This is a genomic window from Paraburkholderia diazotrophica, from assembly GCF_900108945.1.
Lineage (GTDB): Bacteria > Pseudomonadota > Gammaproteobacteria > Burkholderiales > Burkholderiaceae > Paraburkholderia > Paraburkholderia diazotrophica.
Genome location: NZ_FNYE01000053.1, coordinates 24,258 through 44,532, shown reverse-complemented (window position 1 = coordinate 44,532; position 20,275 = coordinate 24,258). Strand labels below are relative to the sequence as shown.

At 60.1% G+C, this 20,275-nt stretch carries 16 protein-coding genes and 1 pseudogene; 7 read left to right on the top strand and 10 right to left on the bottom strand.

Annotation, left to right across the window (positions count from 1 at the left end):
- Positions 1 to 99: 99 nt before the first annotated feature.
- Positions 100 to 1,560 (top strand): DUF1254 domain-containing protein, encoded by a 1,461-nt coding sequence (locus tag BMW76_RS36470; protein ID WP_245763539.1) that lies wholly within the window; start codon positions 100 to 102, stop codon positions 1,558 to 1,560.
- Positions 1,561 to 1,686: 126 nt separating this feature from the next.
- Here BMW76_RS36470 and BMW76_RS36465 read toward each other — a convergent pair whose 3' ends face one another.
- The 6 genes from BMW76_RS36465 to BMW76_RS36445 all read right to left on the bottom strand — a co-directional run bounded on the left by BMW76_RS36465 (position 1,687) and on the right by BMW76_RS36445 (position 8,757).
- Positions 1,687 to 2,898, bottom strand: coding sequence for an FAD-binding oxidoreductase (locus BMW76_RS36465; RefSeq protein WP_177200605.1), 1,212 nt, complete (start codon positions 2,896 to 2,898; stop codon positions 1,687 to 1,689).
- Positions 2,871 to 3,128, bottom strand: a complete 258-nt coding sequence (locus BMW76_RS40750; RefSeq protein ID WP_143062412.1) for a hypothetical protein — start codon at positions 3,126 to 3,128, stop codon at positions 2,871 to 2,873. The genes BMW76_RS36465 and BMW76_RS40750 overlap by 28 nt, the downstream gene beginning before the upstream one ends.
- A 17-nt stretch (positions 3,129 to 3,145) precedes the next feature.
- Complete coding sequence (locus tag BMW76_RS36460) at positions 3,146 to 4,687, bottom strand: acetolactate synthase large subunit (RefSeq protein ID WP_090873637.1); 1,542 nt, start codon at positions 4,685 to 4,687, stop codon at positions 3,146 to 3,148.
- A gap of 242 nt (positions 4,688 to 4,929) precedes the next feature.
- A complete protein-coding gene (locus BMW76_RS36455) occupies positions 4,930 to 5,865 on the bottom strand; it encodes an alpha/beta fold hydrolase (RefSeq protein WP_177200604.1) in 936 nt (311 codons plus the stop codon).
- Entirely contained in the window at positions 5,855 to 7,174 is a 1,320-nt protein-coding gene (locus tag BMW76_RS36450) for an MFS transporter (RefSeq protein WP_177200603.1), read from the bottom strand. Before BMW76_RS36450 ends, BMW76_RS36455 begins: the two co-directional genes overlap by 11 nt.
- Positions 7,175 to 7,290: 116 nt before the next feature.
- Positions 7,291 to 8,757 (bottom strand): sulfatase-like hydrolase/transferase, encoded by a 1,467-nt coding sequence (locus tag BMW76_RS36445; protein WP_090873628.1) that lies wholly within the window; start codon positions 8,755 to 8,757, stop codon positions 7,291 to 7,293.
- 109 nt (positions 8,758 to 8,866) lie between these two features.
- Here BMW76_RS36445 and BMW76_RS36440 point away from each other — a divergent pair, with 109 nt between their 5' ends.
- Positions 8,867 to 9,790, top strand: a complete 924-nt coding sequence (locus BMW76_RS36440) for a LysR family transcriptional regulator (protein ID WP_090873627.1) — start codon at positions 8,867 to 8,869, stop codon at positions 9,788 to 9,790.
- A 219-nt stretch (positions 9,791 to 10,009) separates the two neighbouring features.
- Here the strand turns inward: BMW76_RS36440 and gyrB are convergent, their stop codons facing one another.
- The 3 genes from gyrB to dnaA all read right to left on the bottom strand — a co-directional run bounded on the left by gyrB (position 10,010) and on the right by dnaA (position 15,510).
- The gene (gene gyrB, locus BMW76_RS36435) at positions 10,010 to 12,481 is read right to left on the bottom strand and encodes a DNA topoisomerase (ATP-hydrolyzing) subunit B (protein ID WP_090873626.1); all 2,472 of its coding nucleotides are present in this window, start codon (positions 12,479 to 12,481) and stop codon (positions 10,010 to 10,012) included.
- Between the two features lie 113 nt (positions 12,482 to 12,594).
- A complete protein-coding gene (gene dnaN / locus BMW76_RS36425) occupies positions 12,595 to 13,698 on the bottom strand; it encodes a DNA polymerase III subunit beta (protein WP_090873625.1) in 1,104 nt (367 codons plus the stop codon).
- A gap of 255 nt (positions 13,699 to 13,953) precedes the next feature.
- Positions 13,954 to 15,510, bottom strand: a complete 1,557-nt coding sequence (dnaA, locus tag BMW76_RS36420) for a chromosomal replication initiator protein DnaA (RefSeq protein WP_218162584.1) — start codon at positions 15,508 to 15,510, stop codon at positions 13,954 to 13,956.
- A gap of 385 nt (positions 15,511 to 15,895) precedes the next feature.
- Here dnaA and rpmH point away from each other — a divergent pair, with 385 nt between their 5' ends.
- From rpmH to BMW76_RS36395, 5 genes and pseudogenes are all read left to right on the top strand, one after another.
- Positions 15,896 to 16,030, top strand: a complete 135-nt coding sequence (rpmH, locus tag BMW76_RS36415) for a 50S ribosomal protein L34 (protein ID WP_004198824.1) — start codon at positions 15,896 to 15,898, stop codon at positions 16,028 to 16,030.
- A 26-nt stretch (positions 16,031 to 16,056) separates the two neighbouring features.
- A complete protein-coding gene (rnpA, locus tag BMW76_RS36410) occupies positions 16,057 to 16,569 on the top strand; it encodes a ribonuclease P protein component (protein WP_407669074.1) in 513 nt (170 codons plus the stop codon).
- Between the two features lie 73 nt (positions 16,570 to 16,642).
- Positions 16,643 to 16,873, top strand: coding sequence for a membrane protein insertion efficiency factor YidD (gene yidD, locus BMW76_RS36405; protein WP_090873624.1), 231 nt, complete (start codon positions 16,643 to 16,645; stop codon positions 16,871 to 16,873).
- A 30-nt stretch (positions 16,874 to 16,903) separates the two neighbouring features.
- Positions 16,904 to 18,556 (top strand): membrane protein insertase YidC, encoded by a 1,653-nt coding sequence (gene yidC, locus BMW76_RS36400; RefSeq protein ID WP_090873623.1) that lies wholly within the window; start codon positions 16,904 to 16,906, stop codon positions 18,554 to 18,556.
- A 153-nt stretch (positions 18,557 to 18,709) separates the two neighbouring features.
- Positions 18,710 to 19,447, top strand: a pseudogene (locus BMW76_RS36395) (IS110 family RNA-guided transposase).
- Between the two features lie 276 nt (positions 19,448 to 19,723).
- Here BMW76_RS36395 and BMW76_RS36390 read toward each other — a convergent pair.
- Positions 19,724 to 20,146, bottom strand: coding sequence for a transcriptional regulator (locus BMW76_RS36390; protein ID WP_090873622.1), 423 nt, complete (start codon positions 20,144 to 20,146; stop codon positions 19,724 to 19,726).
- Between the last annotated feature and the right edge of the window lie 129 nt (positions 20,147 to 20,275).

Below are 20,275 nucleotides of genomic sequence, written 5' to 3'. Positions count from 1 at the left end.
GTCTGCTGCTTCATTGCCTTTTGCCTTTCTCGTTGCTTGTGCACTCTATAACGCTTGATGCGCACAAGCGGTGGACTTAATCAGCATTGCCTTAACGTATTGGTCGCGCAACTCGGAATATCGGTTCTCTTTGGCGTGCTCGTTCCCGCCACACTTGCATGGTCGACAGAGGCGACGCTCCAGCAAACCACCGAGGCACCGCCCGGTCCCGACGTTCACGTCAGGATCACGGAGCAATATGCCCGGCTGGTGGCCCGCGATGCGTACTTTTGGGCATGGCCGATGGTCAACATCTACAATCGGCGTCTCGCGTTCAAGAAGGCGACCGAACCGGGACTGATCGGCGGAGTTCTTCCATTCGCGCCCCTCAACCGCATGGCAATGCTGAGCGACTATATCGAGCCGAAGCAACGCTGGGGCGCGTGTCCCAATCAGGATGTCGTGTACGGCGCCGGAATATTCGCACTCGATTTAAGTCCTGTGATCGTTCAGGTGCCTGATTTCGGAAAGCGCTTCTGGGTTTATCAATTGACGGACACTCGCACCGACGACTTCGCGCAATTGGGCGCAATGTACGGTAGCAAGCCGGGCTTCTATATGGTGGTGGGGCCGAACTGGAAGGGAGACGTTCCAAAGGGCATCGTACGTGTGTTCCGCGCGAGCACCGATACCGCGATCATCGTGCCGCGTATCTTTCAGGACGATACATCCGAGGACAGGCAGGCCATTCAAGCTGAGATCCGGAACATTGACGCTTATCCGCTTGCCGAATACGACGGCAAAATGAAGAGCCATGACTGGCGCTCGCTGCCCAAATTCCCGAGTCCAGCGGGTTCGGGCAAGGGCGAGACGCGCTGGGTTCGTCCTGAGAACTTCTTCGACGAATTGCCTGCCGTACTGGCGGATGCGCCGCCTCTCCCTGGTGAGCAGGAACGCTACGCCCGGGTACTCGCAGTGATCGCAGCAACCCGACAAGATCCTGAACAGAAGAAGGCGATGATCGACGAGGCGCGAAAGGCAGACGAGGAACTGATTGATCCTCTGCTGCAGTTTCGCAACTGGGGCGTTCAATTGCCGTACAACTGGAGCACTGTCCACAACGGTGCGCGCTTTGGCACGGACTACTTCACGCGGACGGCAGTGGCGAGGTCAAACATTCTTGTCAACGCGCCGAACGAAACAGCGTACTTCTATCAGGACCTTGACGCGTCGGGTGCGCGCCTGAACGGAAGCAATGCGTATACCGTCACCTTCGAGAATGGCCGTTTGCCGCCCACACGCGGTTTCTGGTCGATGACACTCTACGATGAGCATCACTTTTTCGCCCCCAATGTATTGAACCGGTATTCGCTCGGCACGAAGAACAAGGGGTTGAAATACAACGTAGATGGATCGCTGACGATTTATGTGCAGGCCGATTCGCCGGGCGCAGACAAGGAAGCCAACTGGCTGCCCGCGCCGAAAGATCAGGATTTCTCGCTGTTCCTGAGAAACTACTGGCCAGGTGATGCCGCCATGCAAGGCCAATGGTCGCCGCCAGCCGTTGTCAGGATGCCTTGACGATCAACATTTTCATAGCCGCTCATCGGAGCGTGCCTTGGGTTTGAGCGGTTGATCTTCTCCACAAGGGAAAAGGCCGCTGCAAACCTGGCAGTCAACTACAGTAGCACTTTCACTGTGACGCGACTAAACCCCGCGCTGCTCAATATCGAAGACACGCCCTGGATTGAGCACGCCTTTCGGATCGAGCGCTTGCTTGAGCGAACGCATCACGTTCACTTCGGCAGGCGATCGAGACACACCGAGCCACGGCTTCTTTTCGATCCCGATGCCGTGCTCAGCCGACACCGCACTGCGCAACGCCCGCAACGGTGCATAGACGAGCGCGTCGAGTTCGGCTCGCCGTTGAGCGTCCAAATCGGGAACATTCACCGCGAGATGCACGTTGCCATCGCCGAGATGCCCGAAGGCCCACAATCGCGCGCCGGGCCAACGCTCGGCGATCATCGAGCGGACGGTTTCGACGAAATGTCCTGTGTCGGCGAGACGCAGCGAAATGTCATATGCGACGAGCGGTCCAAATCGGCGCAACTGCGCGACGTCATCGCGTAGCGCCCACAACGCCGCACATTCGCGTTCGTTCTTGCAGAATGCCGCGTCGACTACGATACCCGTGTCCAGCGCCGCACCGAGCGTGTCTTCGAATGGATCAGCCCGGCGATCGTCGCCGACACTCGCCTCCACCAGCACATAGAACGGATAGTGCTGCGGCAATGGCGCTCTTGCGAGTGCCGGTGGCGTCGTCACCGCATGGTAAAAGTCCTGCCACATGACTTCGAATGCGAGGAGCCGGCCGTCCATTGCATGATCGATCTGGCGCAGCACCGTACAGACAGCTGCGAAGTCGGGAACCGCAACGAGCGCCACCCGTCGTCCCGCAGGACGCTCGCACAGATGCAGCACGACTCGGGTCACGATGCCGAGCGTGCCTTCGGAACCGATGAAAAGGTGCTTCAGGTCGTAGCCCGAATTGTTCTTGACCAGCGTGTTCATCGAGTCCAGAACAGTGCCGTCCGCCAATACGACTTCGAGACCCCGCAGGTTGTCGCGCATCATCCCGTAGCGGATCACCCGATTGCCTCCCGCATTGGTCGCTACCATGCCGCCCAGCGTTGCGCTGCCGCGTGCGCCGATGTCGACGGGCAACAACAGCCCCGCCGCCGCGACCGCGTCCTGCGCTTGCTCGAGTATCGCGCCCGCTTCGGCGACCAGTACGCGCTGCGTCGTATCAACCGCCTCGATGCGCTGCATGCGCTCCAGCGACAAAATCACTTCATGTGCTCGCGCATCGGTGCCGTGCACGAGACCCGTTAGCCCGCCGTGCGCAATGACGGACACCCCGGCTGCGTGACAGGCGGCCAGCACGGCACGACCTCGGCCGTGCTGGCGGGACGCACGAGGACGTGTGCCTGTATCGATGCCCGGCTACCCATACCGACATGGCGGGCGCGCACATCGTCTTCCAGCAAAAGGCCAGATGTACCGACGATTTCCCGCAGTACATCGATCAGCGTGGCGAGCGCCGCGCTGGCGTCAGCGCGCGGCTGTTCATTACCCAGCGTTCCCATGGTCGATCGCCCTCGCATCAGGTGATCAGTTCGATCAGGAATGGACCCTTGCGCGCATTGGCCATCGTGAAAAGCTCGTCGAACTGCGCCAGCGTGCCGGCGCGCGCCGCTTCCACGCCCATGCCGTTAGCAATCTTGACCCAATCGAGATCGGGACGCCCGATGCTGAGCATGTCCAGAGCGACCTGACCCGGTGTCGCGCCGACGCTCGCCAGTTCGCCGAGCAGAATCGCGTATTTCCGGTTCGAGAGCAGCACCACGGTCACATCGAGATCTTCGCGGGCGATGCTCCATAGCGCTTGCGGCGTGTACATCGCGGAGCCGTCGGCCTGCAATGCAACGACGCGGCGACCGGGCGCGGCAACCGCCGCGCCGAGCGCGAGCGGAAGGCCATCGCCGATCGCACCGCCCGTCACCTGCAACCAGTCGTGCGGCGCCGCGTGCATCGTGCCTGGGTAGAAGGCATGACCGAACGTGACACTCTCGTCAACGACGATCGCCTGCTCGGGAAGTCGCGCGCACAGGATCTGCGCGGCCGACTGTGAGGTAATCGGCCCGTCAGGAAGCGCGTCGCTCGTGGGGGCTGAGTCAGGCGCCGGGATTCTCGGCACGTCGAGTTGTGCCGCCAGCTGCGCCAGCGCATCAGCGAGGTCCTGCTCTGCCCTCGCGAGCACGTGGACTACGGCATCGTCGGGATAGGGGCGCGAGGACTTGCCCGGATACGCGAAAAACGTCGCCGGCGCAGGCGTGCCGACAAGGATCAAATGGCGGATGCCATCGGTCCTGGCCCGTGCGGGATCGCCATAGTACGGCAGCCGTTCGATCGGAAAGCGTCCACGGCCGCGCGCTACGCGCGCATTGGCTGTCGTACACAAGAGGCGTGCCCCGGTGGCGGCAGCAATGCTGTGCGCGTCGGCAAGCGCGGCCTCATCGAGCGCACGACCCGCAAGCAACAGCAAGGCTGGCTCGCCGGAGCGCAGCACGCGAGCAACTTGCTCCACGATATCCGGCGCTACCTTCGGCGCCGGCAACGGAGCCAGCGGAGCAGCCACCCGGCCGCCGTCGTTCCAGCAGACGTCGGAAGGCAATATCAGACTCGCCACCCCGCGCGGTTCTGCACAGGCGGCCTGCACCGCGGCGGCCGCTGCTGCGCCGACGGAAGCGGCTTCCGTGACCGTGCGCGTCCACACTGAGACGGGACGCGCCCAGCCCTCCGTATCCGAGGTAAGGGGAGCATCAAGCGGCCGATGATAAGTCGCCTGATCGCCGATGATATTGATCACCGGCGATTGGGCGCGGCGTGCATTGTGCAGGTTGGCGAGGCCGTTGGCCAAGCCAGGCCCGCAATGCAATAGCGTGGCGGCGGGCTTCTCCGCGATGCGCGCGTAGCCATCGGCGGCACCCGTCGCCACGCCCTCGAATAGGCCCAGCACACAACGCATTCCAGGAATCCGGTCGAGTGCCGCCACGAAGTGCATCTCGCTTGTACCCGGATTGGCGAAACAGGTGTCGACGCCACATGCGAGCAGCGTTCTCACGAGGCTCTCCGCGCCGTTCATCGTCGCAGCCGTGTCGGTCGGCTGCGTGTTCGACATATGCATGTTGTCCTCAGGATGTTTTCAGCGGTCGGCATTGATGCTGTGCCGTACATCGACGATGCGAAGCTGACTGTGAAACGCCCATTCCGGATGGGGCACGGCATGTCGATGTTCAATAAATCCAAATGCCCCAATCCCATAAGCGTTCGCTCCGTAGCAGCAAGGCCATTCGCGGGAGCCAGCTCTGGTACTCGCCGACCTTACTAAGAATGGCTATTCAATGCCTGCGGTAAATCTCGGGCGGTCGAGCACTCCGCTACAAAGCGGCTCACATGCGCGGCAACGGTTTCCGGAATCTCTATCGGCACGAAGTGGCCAATTCCGGGCAATTCCAGATATTGCGCGTCGGGCATCAGCGCGTGCAGCGCTCGTCCCATCGCGATATTGGCGATGGGGTCGGCGTCGCCCCAAAGAAACTGAACCCGCGCACCCTCCGTCTGGATCGCTCCGACCCAGCGGTCTGTGTGCAGATACCGTTCGCGCACATAGCTGTAGATGTTCGGTATGCGAAGGTTGCCGTTCTTATGGACGAGAAGTTCGGTCATGACCTGCGCATCCTCTGCGCTGATTGCCTCGGCTTTGCCCATATACCGCTTCAGATGTTCAACGTATCCGGATGCGAAGTTGGCCATCATCCGCTTGCCCTCTTCGAGAGTGGCGGGGTTCTCCAGTGTCTTCTGGGTAGCCGTGAGTGTCGCCATCCCTTTGAGGATGCTTCCGTTCAGAAGCGTCGAACTATGAATAGCAAAGGAAAGGCGCCCCTCTTTCTTTCGCGCAAGCAACTCCGCATGAACGCTTGTGCCAACGTCGTGGCTGACCACATGAACCGCCGTCACGCCGAGTTGCTTGAGCAATGCTTCGACGACATCGGCTTGCTGAAAGAGCGAGTATCCCCACGCCTCCGGCTTGTCGGATAGCCCATATCCGACTTGATCGAATGCGATGCAGTCAAAGCGGTTCGCGAGACCGGCAACTGTGTTTCGCCAATCGAAGCACGAAGTGGGGAAGCCGTGGATGAAAAGAACCGACTCACCTACGCCACGCCGATGAATGAAGACCCTATGCTCATCGACCTGAACGAAGTTGCCGGCGCTTTGCCATGCCGTGGTTGCGGCTGAGAAGGAAGATTCAGTGGTCATTTTGTGTTTCCGGGTGTGAGAAGACATTGTCCGTTTCGTGCTGGTCGCATCCCGTGACCGTGCGTTGCCGAACGTGTAAGGGGACAGCGATCACGCAACCAAGGATCATCAGCGCGCCAGCCATGCTCAAAGCCAGCGAAAAACTCCCTGTTTGAGTCCGCACGAGGCCGAACAAATACGGTCCGACTACACCACCCAGGCTGCCCACCCCATGAATCACGCCGATACCCACTCCGAGCCATGTCGGAGGCAATGCCTCCGACGGTAACGCCCACAGCGGTCCAAAACGGCCAGCCAACGCCCCTGTTGCCACCGCAAACAGACATATCGTCGCCAATATGTTTCCGCCATCGAACCGTATCAGCAGCAGCGCGCAACCCGAGATCATCGTCGCGCCAATCATGTGCCACTTGCGCTCACGTCGGAGGTCGGAGCTTCGGGCAACCAACGTCATCGTGAGCATGCCAAGGACAGCCGGCAAAGCGGCCACCAGTCCGACTACTCCGATAGGAAGCCCGGCTTCTTTGAGGACAGTGGGATACCAGACGTGAATCCCCCACTCGCCTACCAGGGCAAAAAAGTTGTAGAGCGAAAGCAGGATGACAAATGGATGCGAGACGACCGACAGGAGGGATGCCTTCACCGGAACAATGTCGCAAACTTCCGCCTCCAGGGTTCCGACGAGTTGTTCACGCTCCGCGCTATTCATCCAGGCTGCTTGTCGTGGATGGTCATCGATGGCGCACCACCATACGATCAGCCATACCAGGCCCGGTATCCCTTCGATGATGAACATCCAGCGCCAGGTCGAGTGCGTCAGAATGAGCCCGGAAAGCGGACCTGTGATGATCGGCGCGATCACGAGGCCCAGCAGAATAATGGCATTGGCACGCGCGCGTTCCGTACGAGTAAACCAGGCACGGATCAGGACCAGCACACTCGTCAGCAAACCGCCTTCCGCGAGCCCCAACATGAACCGGTTGATCGCCAATTCGCGTTCGGTCGTGACGGAGGCCGTGGTCAGCGCAATCACGCTCCACAGCAGCATCAAGATGAAGATGACTTTCTTCGGGCTCCACAGATTGACGATTCGCCCGATCGGCACCTGCATGACGAGATAGCCCCAGAAATAGGCGCCTGCAGCGCGCCCCATGGCGGTTGGCGTCATGCCAAGCTCCTCTCGCATCGAGGGAATGGCCATGCCCAGGTTGCTCCGGTCGATAATCGCGAGGGTGTACATCACCATCGCGACACCGAGGATGCGGACCCAGCGGTTGCCAAACGAAATACCAGGACTCACGACGGACATGATCTCTCCACTTGAGCCGGATTCAGGTGCCATTCTCTGCCCGGCGACCGACGACGAAAACCGGGCCATATGCGCGCTTCGCCGCACTTTTCCGGCCACGACGCTGACTTGACGGCTTAGCGATTCGAACGCGCGAATTGCGATGCGATGTTTTCAGGTACAGGCGTATAAGGTTTTTCAGCAACCATATCGGCCATCACCTTTTCGGGACCGCCGAGGCTCTGGATCAATTCACGCTGCGCGAGGTTGGCGCGTTTGTCGGCGTCCTCGGGGTCAACGATGCTGCGCAAGATCCGCTTGAGTTCCGCGACCACTGATGCGTAGCTCGGGTCATCAGCGAGGTTAGTGCTCTCTTCCGGATCGGTCTCGAGGTCGAACAGTTCCGAAGAAAAGCCGACGTAATAGATGAGCTTGAAGCGTCCGTTGCGGACCATGTAGGAGGCGGACGGCGACCCGCCGGCATGGTATTCGCTGAAGGCGACACGCTCGATGTCGTCCGGCAAGGATGCAAGGTCGAAAAGCGATTGCCCGCGTGTCACCTCCTTACCTTCGAGGGACAACCCCGCGGCTTGAAGGATGGACGGATATGCGTCGATCAGCGTGACAGGCGTATTGCACACTCTTCCAACAGGAACATCCGGGCCCGCCACGATGAGCGGTATAGCGGCGGCTTCCTCGTAGTGATTCGATTTGCCCCAGAGGCCGCGAGCGCCGGCGCTTTCGCCGTGGTCCGAGGTATAGATGATCCGGGTCGAATCCGTGAGGCCGGCCTGTTGCAGCGCGCTCAGCACGCGCCCGATCTGCGCATCCATGAAGCTGCAGAGTGCCAGATAGGCCGCGAAGGCCTTTTTCTGCTGCTCGACTGTCGCGCGCCCGGAAGCAGCGAAGCGTTGCAGCCACGGATGAAGCTGGAAGCCTGATCCTGCCGCACGTTTTCCCTCAGGCATCTCGACCGTCCGATAGAGGTCGAGAAATTCCTTCGGTGCGCATAGTGGATAGTGCGGCGTAACGAAGCTCACAAACAGCACCCAGTTGCCATCTTCGTTTGCGGCACGCTGCAGCCAGTCACATGCGGCGTCGGCGATACGCCTGTCGTATCTTGTGTATTCGCTCTCGCCTTCGGCTGCGGACATTGGAATGCTCGCAACATGGCGAGCCTCCGTCACGAAATCGGGAAATTGCCGGCGGATAGAGAGGTGCACCATGCCTATGCCATCCTTGATATGCATAGGCAAATGCTGACGGTCAAGTCCAACCGGATCGCTCTGCTTGCGATAGTGGAGCTTTCCAATGGACTCGACGGGAATCTTTGCAGCCTGGAGACGATGCCCCCAGCTTTGCACGCGGCCATCGTAGGCGATGGAATTGTCCCAGTACCCGATTTCGTTAACGTAACGACCCGTCGCGAAACTCGCGCGCGCCGGGACACAGATCGGACAATTCGTGTAGGCGTTGGTGAAACGGGTTCCGCGTGCTGCAAGCGCATCGAGATTCGGCGTTTTTGCCAACGGATGACCTGCGCATCCAAGCATCCTTGCGTTGTGCTCGTCTGCCATCAATATCAGTACGTTGCTCGGCTTCATGCTGGCGTCACCTCCGTTTCTGGTGTATTGCTGAAGCCGAGTCTGTCTGATCCGATCCGTGGCAACAATGCCACGTTCGGCATAAAGTCATTACCATCAGGAATGGGCAATGGAAACCCGTGACCTCGAATTTATCCTCGCCATCCACGCTCACGGCGGAATCGGTCGCGCCGCCGCAGCTCTGGGAATCACTCAGCCTGCGCTGACAAAAGCAGTGAAGCGCCTCGAGGCGGAAGTGGGCTTGCGCCTGTTCGAGCGTAGTGCACGGGGTATGAGTCCGACTTCAGCGGGCGCGCTCTTTATTGAACGGATCCGCGCTATCCATCGTGACTATGAAGATGTGCTCACGCAAATGCGGGCGATCCAATCGGGGACGCAGGGCATTTTGAGCCTGGGTTATTCACCCTCTGTTTCCGACGCGATCGTGTTGGACGCCTGTCGGCAGTTGATACTCGATCGTCCAGCAGCCCAGATTCGTCTCCGACGCATGCTAGCGCCTGATCTTCTTGATTTACTCACGGAAGGATCGCTTGATCTCGTGGTGGCGCCCGTGCCAAAACAGCGCGCAGAAGAGTTCGTTGTGCGTGAGCTTTTTACCGACGTACTCACCGTCATCGCTGACGAGAAGCATCCGCTGCTGCGCAAGCGAAAGCCAAAGCTCGCCGATCTGATTGGACATGACTGGCTTTTACCAGGCTCTCATGTCGCCGTGCGGCAACATGTGGAAGCCGCGTTTCGCAAACAGAACCTACCGCCCCCCGTCTTGCGGATCGAGACAGACTTCAGCAGCCGCTCGTTCATTCATCTCGTTAGGAATACAAAGCTTCTGAGCATCGCAAGTGCCGCGCCGAAGCTGATGACGGAGGGCATTCGGTCGATCAGGCTGGACCCGCAGGAACTGGATCTGCGAAGGCAGATCGCGATTATGTCGAGAGCGGGAGCCTATATGTCACCATTGGCGCAGCGGATGATCTCCATCGTGGAACAGCATTCAAGGAGAGTCCGCCCCACTTGGCGAGGTCGGTCAGAATGAACCGTGTCGTGGGGCCCGAGGCGATTTGGGCCCTATGAAAATGAGGGCCGGCCGGCCCGGAGTGTCGGGCCCATTCGAGAGTGATGTGCGGCGAACGGATGCCTGTGGGCACAACACTAAAGTCCTGATTTGGCATTGAACTGGCCACAAGCGGCTTTGCGCCGCCTTGGCCGGATGCTCGTGTTCGCCACAGCTGCAAACACTCGACAACAAACAAACTCAAACGTCAATATTCCCTGCCCGCAACGCATTGCTCTCGATAAACGCCCGACGCGGCTCCACTTCATCGCCCATCAGCGTCGTAAAGATTCCATCCGCCGCAATCGCGTCCTCGATCTGCACGCGCAACAGACGTCGCACGTTCGGATCCATCGTCGTTTCCCAAAGCTGTCCGGGATTCATCTCACCGAGTCCCTTGTAGCGCTGCTTCGACACGTTCCGTTCTGCATCGGCGATCAGCCACTTCATCGCGCTCTTGAAGTCGCCCACGGCCATGCTGCGCTCGCCGCGCTTGATCACTGCGCCCTCGCCGATCAAGCCCTTGAACGTGTTCGCGGTATTGACCAGTTGCTGATAGTCGGCCGTCAGCTGGAATTCCTCGTCGATGACGGTGACCTTCACATTGCCATGATGACGGCGCTCGACGCGCAGCGATCGCAGTTCGCGCACCGGGTCGTACATCGCGATCACGTTGATCTCCGGCTTGAGCGGATCGTCGCGCAATTTGGCTTCGAGCGCGCGCGCTGACGCTTCCGTCGATTCCTCGCTCGACAAATCGATCGTCGCGCCATCCATCACGGCTTCGAGCGCAGCTTCGTCGTAAAGCTTGCTCAGACGGTCTACGACAGCCTGCGCCAGCAGATAAGAACGAGCCAGTTCGCCCAACGCATCGCCTGCAATCGGCGTTGCGCCTTCGGCCGCTATCAGTTCAGATCCGTTCAGAGCCAGGCGCAGCATATGCGCGTTCAACTCCGCGGTGTCCTTAAGATAACGCTCGTCCTTGCCCGCCTTCACCTTGTACAGCGGCGGCTGCGCGATGTAGATGTACCCGCGCTCGATCATCTCCGGCATCTGACGATAGAAGAACGTCAGCAGCAGCGTGCGGATGTGCGCGCCGTCAACGTCAGCATCGGTCATGATGATGATGCGGTGGTAACGCAGCTTGTCGAGGTTGTAGTCGTCCTTGCCAATACCGCAACCGAGCGCGGTAATCAGCGTCACAATCTGCTCCGACGACAGCAGCTTGTCGTAACGCGCCTTCTCGACATTCAGCACCTTGCCACGCAACGGCAGAATGGCCTGGAATTTTCTGTCGCGACCTTGCTTTGCCGAACCGCCCGCCGAGTCACCCTCGACGATATAAATCTCAGACTTGGCAGGATCTTTCTCCTGGCAGTCTGCTAGCTTGCCCGGCAGACCGACGCCGTCCAGCACGCCCTTGCGACGCGTCATCTCGCGCGCCTTGCGTGCTGCGTCGCGAGCACGCGCCGCATCGACGATCTTGCCGCAGATGATCTTCGCGTCGATCGGCGTTTCCAGCAGGAATTCTTCGAGCGCTTTCGCGACCACTTCTTCCACGGGCGCGCGCACTTCGGACGAGACGAGCTTGTCCTTCGTCTGCGAACTGAACTTCGGCTCCGGCACCTTCACCGACAGTACGCACGACAGCCCTTCGCGCATGTCGTCGCCGGACGTCTCGACCTTCGCCTTCTTCGCGATTTCGTGATCGGCGATGTACTTGTTGATCACGCGCGTCATCGCCGCGCGCAGGCCCGTCAAGTGGGTGCCGCCGTCGCGCTGCGGAATGTTGTTCGTGAAGCACAGCACGTTTTCGTTGTAGCTGTCGTTCCACTGCATCGCAACTTCGACGCCCACGCCGTCCTTCTCGCCGACGATATGGAAAATCGTCGGATGCAGCACGGTCTTCGTCTTGTTGATGAACTCGACGAAGCCCTTCACGCCGCCGACGAACGCGAAATCGTCTTCCTTGCCCGAGCGTTGATCGGTGAGACGAATCCGCACGCCGTTGTTCAGGAACGAGAGTTCGCGGATACGCTTTGCCAGAATGTCGTAGTGGTATTCAACGTTGCCGAAGATCTTCTCATCGGCCATGAAGTGCACTTCGGTGCCGCGATTTTCCGTGTCGCCGACGACGGGAATCGGCGACAGACGCTCGCCGTCCACTTCTTCGATCACGCGGTTCTGCGGCACGCCACGATGAAATTCCATGAAGTGCTTCTTGCCGTCGCGGCGCACGGTGAGGCGCAGCCACGACGACAGCGCGTTGACGCACGACACGCCCACGCCGTGCAGGCCGCCCGACACCTTATAGCTGTTCTGGTCGAACTTGCCGCCCGCATGCAGTTCGGTCATCACGATTTCGGCGGCGCTGCGCTTTGGATCGTGCTTGTCGTCGCGCTTGATGCCCGTCGGAATGCCACGGCCGTTGTCGGTCACGGAAATCGAGTTGTCGGCGTGGATGATGACCTGAATGTCGTCGCAATGACCGGCGAGCGCCTCGTCGATCGAATTGTCGAGCACCTCGAACACGAGGTGATGCAGACCGGTCCCGTCCGACGTATCGCCGATATACATACCCGGCCGCTTGCGCACGGCCTCCAGACCTTCGAGGATCTGAATGGACGAGGCGCCGTAGCTGTTATCGGGTTGCGAATTGTTCAGTTCAGTCATGGATTTCTTCCGGTTCTGCGTTACTGCTTCGTTGCTGCTCGAGGCTTTTCAAAACACCATAAAAACACCAAAGGGGCGCTGCGCCCCTTGGTGTGTTCTTCGTGTTGGACGCGTCAGATGCGCATCGGCATCACCACGTATTTGAACTGGTCGTTCTCGGGAATCGTGATCAGCGCGCTCGAACTGGCGTCGCCGAGGCTCACTTCCAGCATGTCGACCTTCAGGTTCGCGAGCACGTCGAGCAGATACGTGACGTTGAAACCGATGTCGATGCTGTCGCCCTGGTAGGCGATTTCGAGTTCTTCCTGTGCTTCTTCCTGGTCCGCGTTGGTGGACATGATCTTCAGCTGGCCCGGCTCGACGATGCAGCGCACGCCTTTGAACTTGTCCGAGGTCAGAATGGCCGCGCGTTGCAGCGAGCGCTGCAACTCTTCGCGGCCGATCACGAACGTGTTCTTGTGCGACTTGGGAATCACGCGCTGGAAGTCCGGGAACTTGCCTTCGACCAGCTTCGACACCAGCTCGACGCCGCCGAACGTGAATTTGACCTGCGTCGGCGCAATGTCGATCTTGAGTACGTCGTCGATGTCTTCCAGCAGGCGTTGCAGTTCGAGAATCGTCTTACGCGGAATGATCACTTCCTGGCGCGCGAACGAGCCTTCGATCTTCATCGACGAAAAAGCGAGACGGTGACCGTCCGTCGCGACAGCCATCAGCTGGTCCCCATCGACCACCAGCAGCATGCCGTTCAGGTAGTAACGGATGTCCTGCTGCGCCATCGCGAAGTGAACCATGCCGAGCAGCTGGCGGAACGTCTTTTGGGGAACCGCGAGGTTCGCGCCGAAGTCTTTAGCTTGAGCGACCGTCGGGAACTCGTCTGCCGCGAGCGTTTGCAGCGCGAAACGGCTCTTGCCGGACTGCACCGTCAGACGCTTGTCGTTCAAGGTGAGCGTGACCTGCCCGTCGGGCATCGCGCGCAGAATGTCGAGGAGCTTTCGCGCCGCCACGGTCGTAGCCACCGACTCGCCGCCGACGCCGAAATCGGCATGCGTGGTGATTTGCAGTTCGAGGTCGGTGGACAGGAACGAGACGTCCGGGCCGTTCTTGGTAATCAGCAAATTGGCGAGGATCGGCAACGTATGACGGCGTTCGACAATGCCGCTCACGGTTTGCAGCGGCCTGAGGAGGTTATCGCGTTCGGTCTTGACCAGTTGCATAGAGTTCCTTCGTTGATGTGTCGGCCTGCGCGCCTTACCCGGCAATGTTGAAGCGCGCGGCCCCGGCCCCCCGCCGGCGCCGTACTGCGCCAGTCACGGCGTGAAATCCCGCCCGCTTTTGCCGGGCGGTTAAACCTGTATTGTGCCTGAAAATGGAAGCACTTCCCTAAATTGGGGGTGACTCGCGCAATAAACAGATCAAATTTTCCGACAGGTTCGGGGAACCCTTCGGTCAGATCCGGCCCCTCAGCCCGTTCAGCCTTTCAGCGTCTGTTCCAGCACGTGCAGCTCGTGGTTCAGCTGCGCGTCCTTGCCGCGTTCGTCGGCGATCTTGCGCACCGCGTGCAGCACCGTCGTATGGTCGCGCCCGCCGAACAGCTCGCCGATTTCCGGCAGGCTCTTCTGCGTCAGCTCCTTCGCGAGATACATCGCGATCTGGCGCGGTCGCGCGATGTTGGCCGGCCGCTTCTTCGAATACATGTCGGCGACCTTGATGCTGTAGAAGTCGGCGACCGTCTTCTGGATGTTTTCCACCGAAATCTGCCGGTTCTGCACGGTCAGCAGGTCTTTCAGCGCTTCCTTGGTCAGCTCGATCGTGATTTCGCGGCCGTGGAACTTCGAATACGCGAGAATCTTGCGCAGCGCGCCTTCCAGTTCGCGGACGTTCGAACGCAAATGCTTCGCAACGAAGAACGCAACGTCCTCGTTCAGACTCACGCCCTCCGACTGTGCCTTGCGCATCAGAATCGCGACGCGCATCTCAAGCTCAGGCGGCTCGATTGCGACGGTCAGCCCGGAATCAAAACGCGAGATCAGACGGTCATCGATACCTGAGATTTCCTTTGGATACGTATCGCTGGTGATGATCACCTGCGCCTTGTTGGCGACCAGCGCTTCGAACGCGTAGAAAAACTCTTCCTGCGTGCGGGATTTGCCTGAGAAGAACTGAATATCGTCGATCAGCAGCAGGTCGAGCGAGTGGTAGTAGCGCTTGAAATCGTCGAACGCCTTGCGCTGGTACGCCTTCACCACGTCCGACACGTACTGCTCCGCGTGGATGTAGCGGATGCGCGCGCCGGGCTTGTCCATCAGCAACTGGTTGCCGATCGCGTGAATCAGGTGCGTCTTGCCGAGGCCCACGCCGCCGTAGAGAAACAGCGGGTTGTACGAGATGCCCGGGTTGTCGGCGACCTGGATCGCGGCCGCGCGGGCCAGCTGGTTCGCCTTGCCGGTCACGAAGTTGTCGAAGGTGAGCACGGGGTTCAGCTTCGAGCGCTCGTACATCGAGTCGCTTTCGCTGCTCGCCGCTGGCGCGGCCACACCTGGACGCCACGTGCGGCGCCCCGCCGCGGCCTCGTTGGCGTCGAGGCTGGGCAGATCGAGGTCGGCGGCATCATCGGTCAACTGGGCTGCGTTCGTGGGTGCACCGAGGCCGCCCATGCCGCCCGCGCGGGCCGACTGGGCCGCTTGCACCGCGCCGACAGCGGCATCGACGGCCGCGGCGGCGCCGTTCGCGCCGACCGTCGACGGTCGCGGCGGCGCGACAGGCGCCGTGCGCACGCCGACCTTCGGATCGAGGACGAACTGGACGTCGACGGGGGAATGCCAGAAGTCGCGCGCGAGGTCGGTGATGCGACCGGAAAACTGGCTCTTGACCCAATCCAGCTTGAAACGGTTCGGCGCGGCGATGCTCAGAGTATTCGCATCGGCGTCGAAGGCGACCGGGGCCAACGGTTTGATCCACGTCACGTACTGCTGGGGCGTCAATTCGCGCTCCAGCAGTGCGGAACAGTGTTGCCAGAATTCGTTCATCAAGTTGCTATCGTTATGTTTGCGACGCTTTTCCGCCGGCGCTCTGATCGCGGGATACGCGACGAGGCCCGAAGCTGCCAGGCGGAAAAGCCCCAGACGCTTGTGCCACAAAGGTTTGCGGGGTCAAGCGGGCCGGGGCGGCGTGCAGGATTCTTGGGAAGTAAGGCGAGATTCTACCGCCAAAACGACAGGCCAAGTGAGTTATCCACAGGGCCTGATCATACAACGCGAAATGACGCCGCCTGTGGATCATCCGCCTAAGCTATTGACGAGTCAGAGAAAACCGGTTTAAATAGCGGGTTCCGCGAAAACCAATTTTCGAACCTCCGGCCATTGCACTTTCAGCGATGCTCGCGCGGTTATTTCTCAAACAAGTGAGAGCAACATGAAACGTACTTACCAACCTTCCGTGACGCGCCGTAAGCGCACCCATGGCTTCCGCGTTCGCATGAAGACCGCTGGCGGCCGCAAGGTCATCAACGCACGCCGCGCAAAGGGCCGCAAGCGCCTCGCCATCTAAGGCAGGCGGAAACGCGGTCAAGCCGAGTGCGCGCTGTGTCCGACACCCGCGACGCTGCGGGAACGGCAGACGCGCCGCATCAGAACATCGTTCCGGTGCAGGCGTCCGCAGCCTTTCCCAAAGCCGCAAGGCTGCTGAAAACGGATGAATTTTCATCCGTTTTTCGTTTGCGCCCGTGGCGCCGCACTGCACATTTTGTCGTGTATGCGCGGCCGACAGGCAATGAAGCGCGCCTCGGCCTCGTGATCGGCAAGAAGTACGCGCCGCGCGCGGTCACGCGTAATCTGGTGAAGCGTCTCGCGCGCGAGGCATTTCGCATGCGTCGCGCGGAATTTGGCGGCTGGGACGTGCTGCTGCGTCTACATACGAAATTCGACCGGAAGGCGATGCCCAGCGGATCGTCGCCGCCGCTGAAAGCGTTGTGCCGTAATGAAATCGACGCGCTGCTCGACAAGGTGGCACGCGAAATCGCCCGGCGGGAGGGGGCGGCAACCGGGTCGGCAACGCAACGGGCCGACACGCCGCCCACCACGCCATGACATCCGCACAGCCTCGAAGCGCCGCTGCCGTCCAGCGCTTCACAACGGGCGGTGCAGTCCCGCCGCACTGGTCATGCAAACGGTACTGATCGCTTTACTGCGTTTCTACAAGATTGCCGTGAGTCCCATGCTCGGCAATCGGTGCCGCTTTTATCCCTCCTGTTCGGATTACGCGCGCGAAGCAATCCAGTATCATGGCGCCGCGCGTGGTACTTACCTCGCCGCAAGGCGCCTGTGCCGCTGTCACCCGTTTTCGGCGGGCGGCATCGATCTTGTCCCGCCTCCAACTCCTAAGAAGCGCTGACGCGCTGTGCCATCGACACTGAGACAACGCATGGATATCAAACGCACCGTCCTATGGGTCATCTTCTTCATGTCAGCTGTCATGCTGTTCGACAACTGGCAGCGCGACCATGGACGCCAGTCGATGTTCTTCCCGAGCGCGACGCAGACCAAGACGGCGAGCACCGCAGCACCGGGCTCGTCGACAACGGGAACCCAACCCGCTGAGCTGCCGCAGTCGAACACCGCAGCGCCGGAATCGACCGCATCCGCCGCGCAGCAGGCGCAACTGGTTTCGTTCACCACTGACGTTTACCGCGGCCAGATCGACACGCGTGGCGGCACGCTGTCGAAGCTCACGCTGTACAAGCCGGGCGAGGACAAGCAGCCGGCTCAGGTGATCACGCTGTTCGACCATACCGCCGATCACACGTATCTGGCGCGCACCGGCCTGCTCGGCGGCGACTTCCCGAACCACACCGATGTGTTCACGCCCGTTGCCGGTCAGCCGACCGACATGACGGGCAACACGCTGAAACTGTCGTTCGAATCGCCCGTAAAGGGCGGCGTGAAGGTCGTGAAGACGTACACATTCACGCGCGGCAGCTATGTGATCAACGTCGACACGAAGATCCAGAACGTCGGCTCGACGCCCGTCACGCCGACCGCCTACATGGAACTCGTGCGCGACAGCCAGCCCGTCGAGACGCCGCGCTTCTCGCACACGTTCATCGGGCCGGCTGTCTACACGGAGCAGCATCACTTCCAGAAGCTGACCTTCGAAGACATCGACAAGCACAAGCAGGACTATGCGAACGCCGCCGACAACGGCTGGATCGCGATGGTGCAGCACTATTTCGCGTCGGCCTGGATTCCGCAGCAGGGCGTCAAGCGTGACATCTACGTCGAGAAGATCGATCCGTCGCTGTATCGCATTGGCGTCAAGCAGCCGCTGCAGACCATCGCGCCGGGACAGTCGGTCGACGTGTCCTCCCGCCTGTTCGCCGGTCCGGAAGAAGAGCGCATGCTCGAAGGCATCGCGCCGGGTCTGGAACTGGTGAAGGACTATGGCTGGGTGACGATCATCGCGAAGCCGCTCTTCTGGCTGCTCGAAAAGATCCACAGCTATGTCGGCAACTGGGGATGGGCGATCGTCCTGTTGACGCTGCTGATCAAGGCCGTGTTCTTCCCGCTGTCGGCGGCAAGCTACAAGTCGATGGCGCGCATGAAGGAAATCACGCCGCGCATGCAGGCGCTGCGCGAACGCTTCAAGGGCGATCCGCAGAAGATGAACGCGGCTCTGATGGAGCTGTACAAGACTGAGAAGGTGAATCCGTTCGGCGGCTGTCTGCCCGTCGTGATTCAGATTCCGGTGTTTATCTCGCTGTACTGGGTGCTGCTGTCGTCGGTGGAAATGCGCGGCGCACCGTGGGTTCTGTGGATTCACGATCTGTCGCAACAAGATCCGTATTTCATCCTGCCGGTGCTGATGGCCGTCTCGATGTTCGTTCAGACGAAGCTCAACCCGACGCCGCCGGACCCGGTCCAGGCCAAGATGATGATGTTCATGCCGATCGCGTTTTCGGTGATGTTCTTCTTCTTCCCGGCGGGTCTCGTGCTGTACTACGTCGTGAACAACGTGCTGTCGATTGCCCAGCAGTACTACATCACGCGCATGATGGGGCAGAAGAAAAAGGCTGCCTGATCGGAAGTTGGGATCGGATGTCCGACAGTCCGATCCAATGCCTGCGAAAAAAGAAAACCGCCCGGTTAGCGCCGGGCGTAATGAGATGGTCCCCTCCACCCTACATGCAGATACGCTGTAGGGTGTTTTTACATCTGAGCCGGGAGAACCATCATGCAGGACGTGACGCTGGTAGGTATCGATCGGGGCAAGCACTCGTTTCACCTTCATGGTCAGGATCGTCGAGGCAAGGCGCTGTTTTCCAGGAAGGTGAGCGGCAAACAGCTTTATGAGTTCTTCGCCAGGTTCCATGCTTGCACGGTGATCATGGAATCCTGCGCGGGAGCGCATTACCTGGCGCGCAAGCTGGCCGACTTCGGTCATCAGGTCAAGCTCATCTCACCACAGTTCGTGAAGCCGTTCGTCAAAAGCAACAAAAACGAGTGGATGCCGAGGCGATTTGCGAAGCGGCCTCGCGCCCATCGATGCGCTTCGTGACACCCAGGACGGAATCGCAGCAGACCTTGTCGGTGTTGCATCGGCTTCGGGAGTCGTTGGTGCGCGACCGAACCAGGACGGTCAACCAGATGCACGGCTTCCTGCTGGAATCCGGTATCAGCCTGCCGATCGGGATGGCAGTTATCAAGCACGGGTGGCCGAGCAAATCTGCGGGGTATCAGCAAACGCGGGGACAAGAATCTCCGGCGTCTGCTGGTGCAGTGTGCCAGGGCCTATATGCAACGCCTGGATCGGCAGACCGGACGTTTGGCCGACTGGGTGCGCTCAATGCTCACGCGCCGACATTCCAACGTGGTGGCTTGCGCGCTGGCCAACAAGCTGGCACGAACCGCCTGGGCGCTGGCGACACATCACTCGGTTTTCGAGGCAGGTTACTCTGACCTACCGGTCTGAACCTCCTACCTATTGCAGTACCGACGTATCCATCTGGTTTGCGACGACTGAAATTTGATGACGTGAACGGTACAACGGCCTGATCGACAGCCTGTCAAAAAAATCGACTCTCCAAAGCCGAGGGCGTTTTAAGGACGATCAGGCGCGACTCTCATCGTGGCGCGGGGAGCTATCCCCTCAACGACGCCGGATAGATTTGGGCAAGCCAACCAGTCCATCGAAAATCAGGGTTGCAAAAACGGAGGGGACCATAGATTTTTTATGTCTGGGTTTTTCTTATGAATTGTCGGCGTCGCCGTATAGCTGCGCGATCAATTCCTGTACAAGATACCGATGATGCGGTGTCAGCGATTCGATCTTCGACGCCAATTCGAGCGTCTCCGGCGAAAGCGGATATTTCTCGCCGCGAACCAGAGGCTTCGGAACCGTTCTCGTCGATCCGCTCGGCGAAGGTCCGTAGTGCAGCCAATGGATGTCCACTTCGAACCATTCGGCGAGCGTCCGAAGCTTGTCGTCGGTTGGAATCGTGCGGCCGCTCAGCCATTTGTGTACCGTCTGTGGCGAGACGGGCTGGTCGCCGTGATGGCGCAGATTGAAATGCAGCGCGAGATCGGTCCCGCCCTTGAGCTTTTCCGGGGCGCGTCTCATCGCGAACTTCAGTCGCTCGGCAAAGGCCGCTTTTTCTTCGAGGGTTGGCATCCACAAATTGTGCAGTCCGACGCGCCACAGGTAGACAACCGTACACGCTACATTTAGCGCGTCCTAGATTTGCCTATCTCATGGCAGCACGCGATCGGACTCGTCCCTTTGAAGATCTGCAGACCCGTA

What these genes read in the sequence shown, in the direction of transcription:
- BMW76_RS40750 (WP_143062412.1), bottom strand. Translation starts at nt 3,128, where the DNA reads ATGGGAACGCTGGGTAATGAACAGCCGCGCGCTGACGCCAGCGCGGCG.
- BMW76_RS36460 (WP_090873637.1), bottom strand. Translation starts at nt 4,687, where the DNA reads ATGAACGGCGCGGAGAGCCTCGTGAGAACGCTGCTCGCATGTGGCGTC.
- BMW76_RS36455 (WP_177200604.1), bottom strand. Translation starts at nt 5,865, where the DNA reads ATGACCACTGAATCTTCCTTCTCAGCCGCAACCACGGCATGGCAAAGC.
- BMW76_RS36450 (WP_177200603.1), bottom strand. Translation starts at nt 7,174, where the DNA reads ATGTCCGTCGTGAGTCCTGGTATTTCGTTTGGCAACCGCTGGGTCCGC.
- BMW76_RS36445 (WP_090873628.1), bottom strand. Translation starts at nt 8,757, where the DNA reads ATGAAGCCGAGCAACGTACTGATATTGATGGCAGACGAGCACAACGCA.
- BMW76_RS36440 (WP_090873627.1), top strand. Translation starts at nt 8,867, where the DNA reads ATGGAAACCCGTGACCTCGAATTTATCCTCGCCATCCACGCTCACGGC.
- gyrB (WP_090873626.1), bottom strand. Translation starts at nt 12,481, where the DNA reads ATGACTGAACTGAACAATTCGCAACCCGATAACAGCTACGGCGCCTCG.
- dnaN (WP_090873625.1), bottom strand. Translation starts at nt 13,698, where the DNA reads ATGCAACTGGTCAAGACCGAACGCGATAACCTCCTCAGGCCGCTGCAA.
- dnaA (WP_218162584.1), bottom strand. Translation starts at nt 15,510, where the DNA reads ATGAACGAATTCTGGCAACACTGTTCCGCACTGCTGGAGCGCGAATTG.
- rpmH (WP_004198824.1), top strand. Translation starts at nt 15,896, where the DNA reads ATGAAACGTACTTACCAACCTTCCGTGACGCGCCGTAAGCGCACCCAT.
- yidD (WP_090873624.1), top strand. Translation starts at nt 16,643, where the DNA reads ATGCAAACGGTACTGATCGCTTTACTGCGTTTCTACAAGATTGCCGTG.
- yidC (WP_090873623.1), top strand. Translation starts at nt 16,904, where the DNA reads ATGGATATCAAACGCACCGTCCTATGGGTCATCTTCTTCATGTCAGCT.
- BMW76_RS36390 (WP_090873622.1), bottom strand. Translation starts at nt 20,146, where the DNA reads ATGCCAACCCTCGAAGAAAAAGCGGCCTTTGCCGAGCGACTGAAGTTC.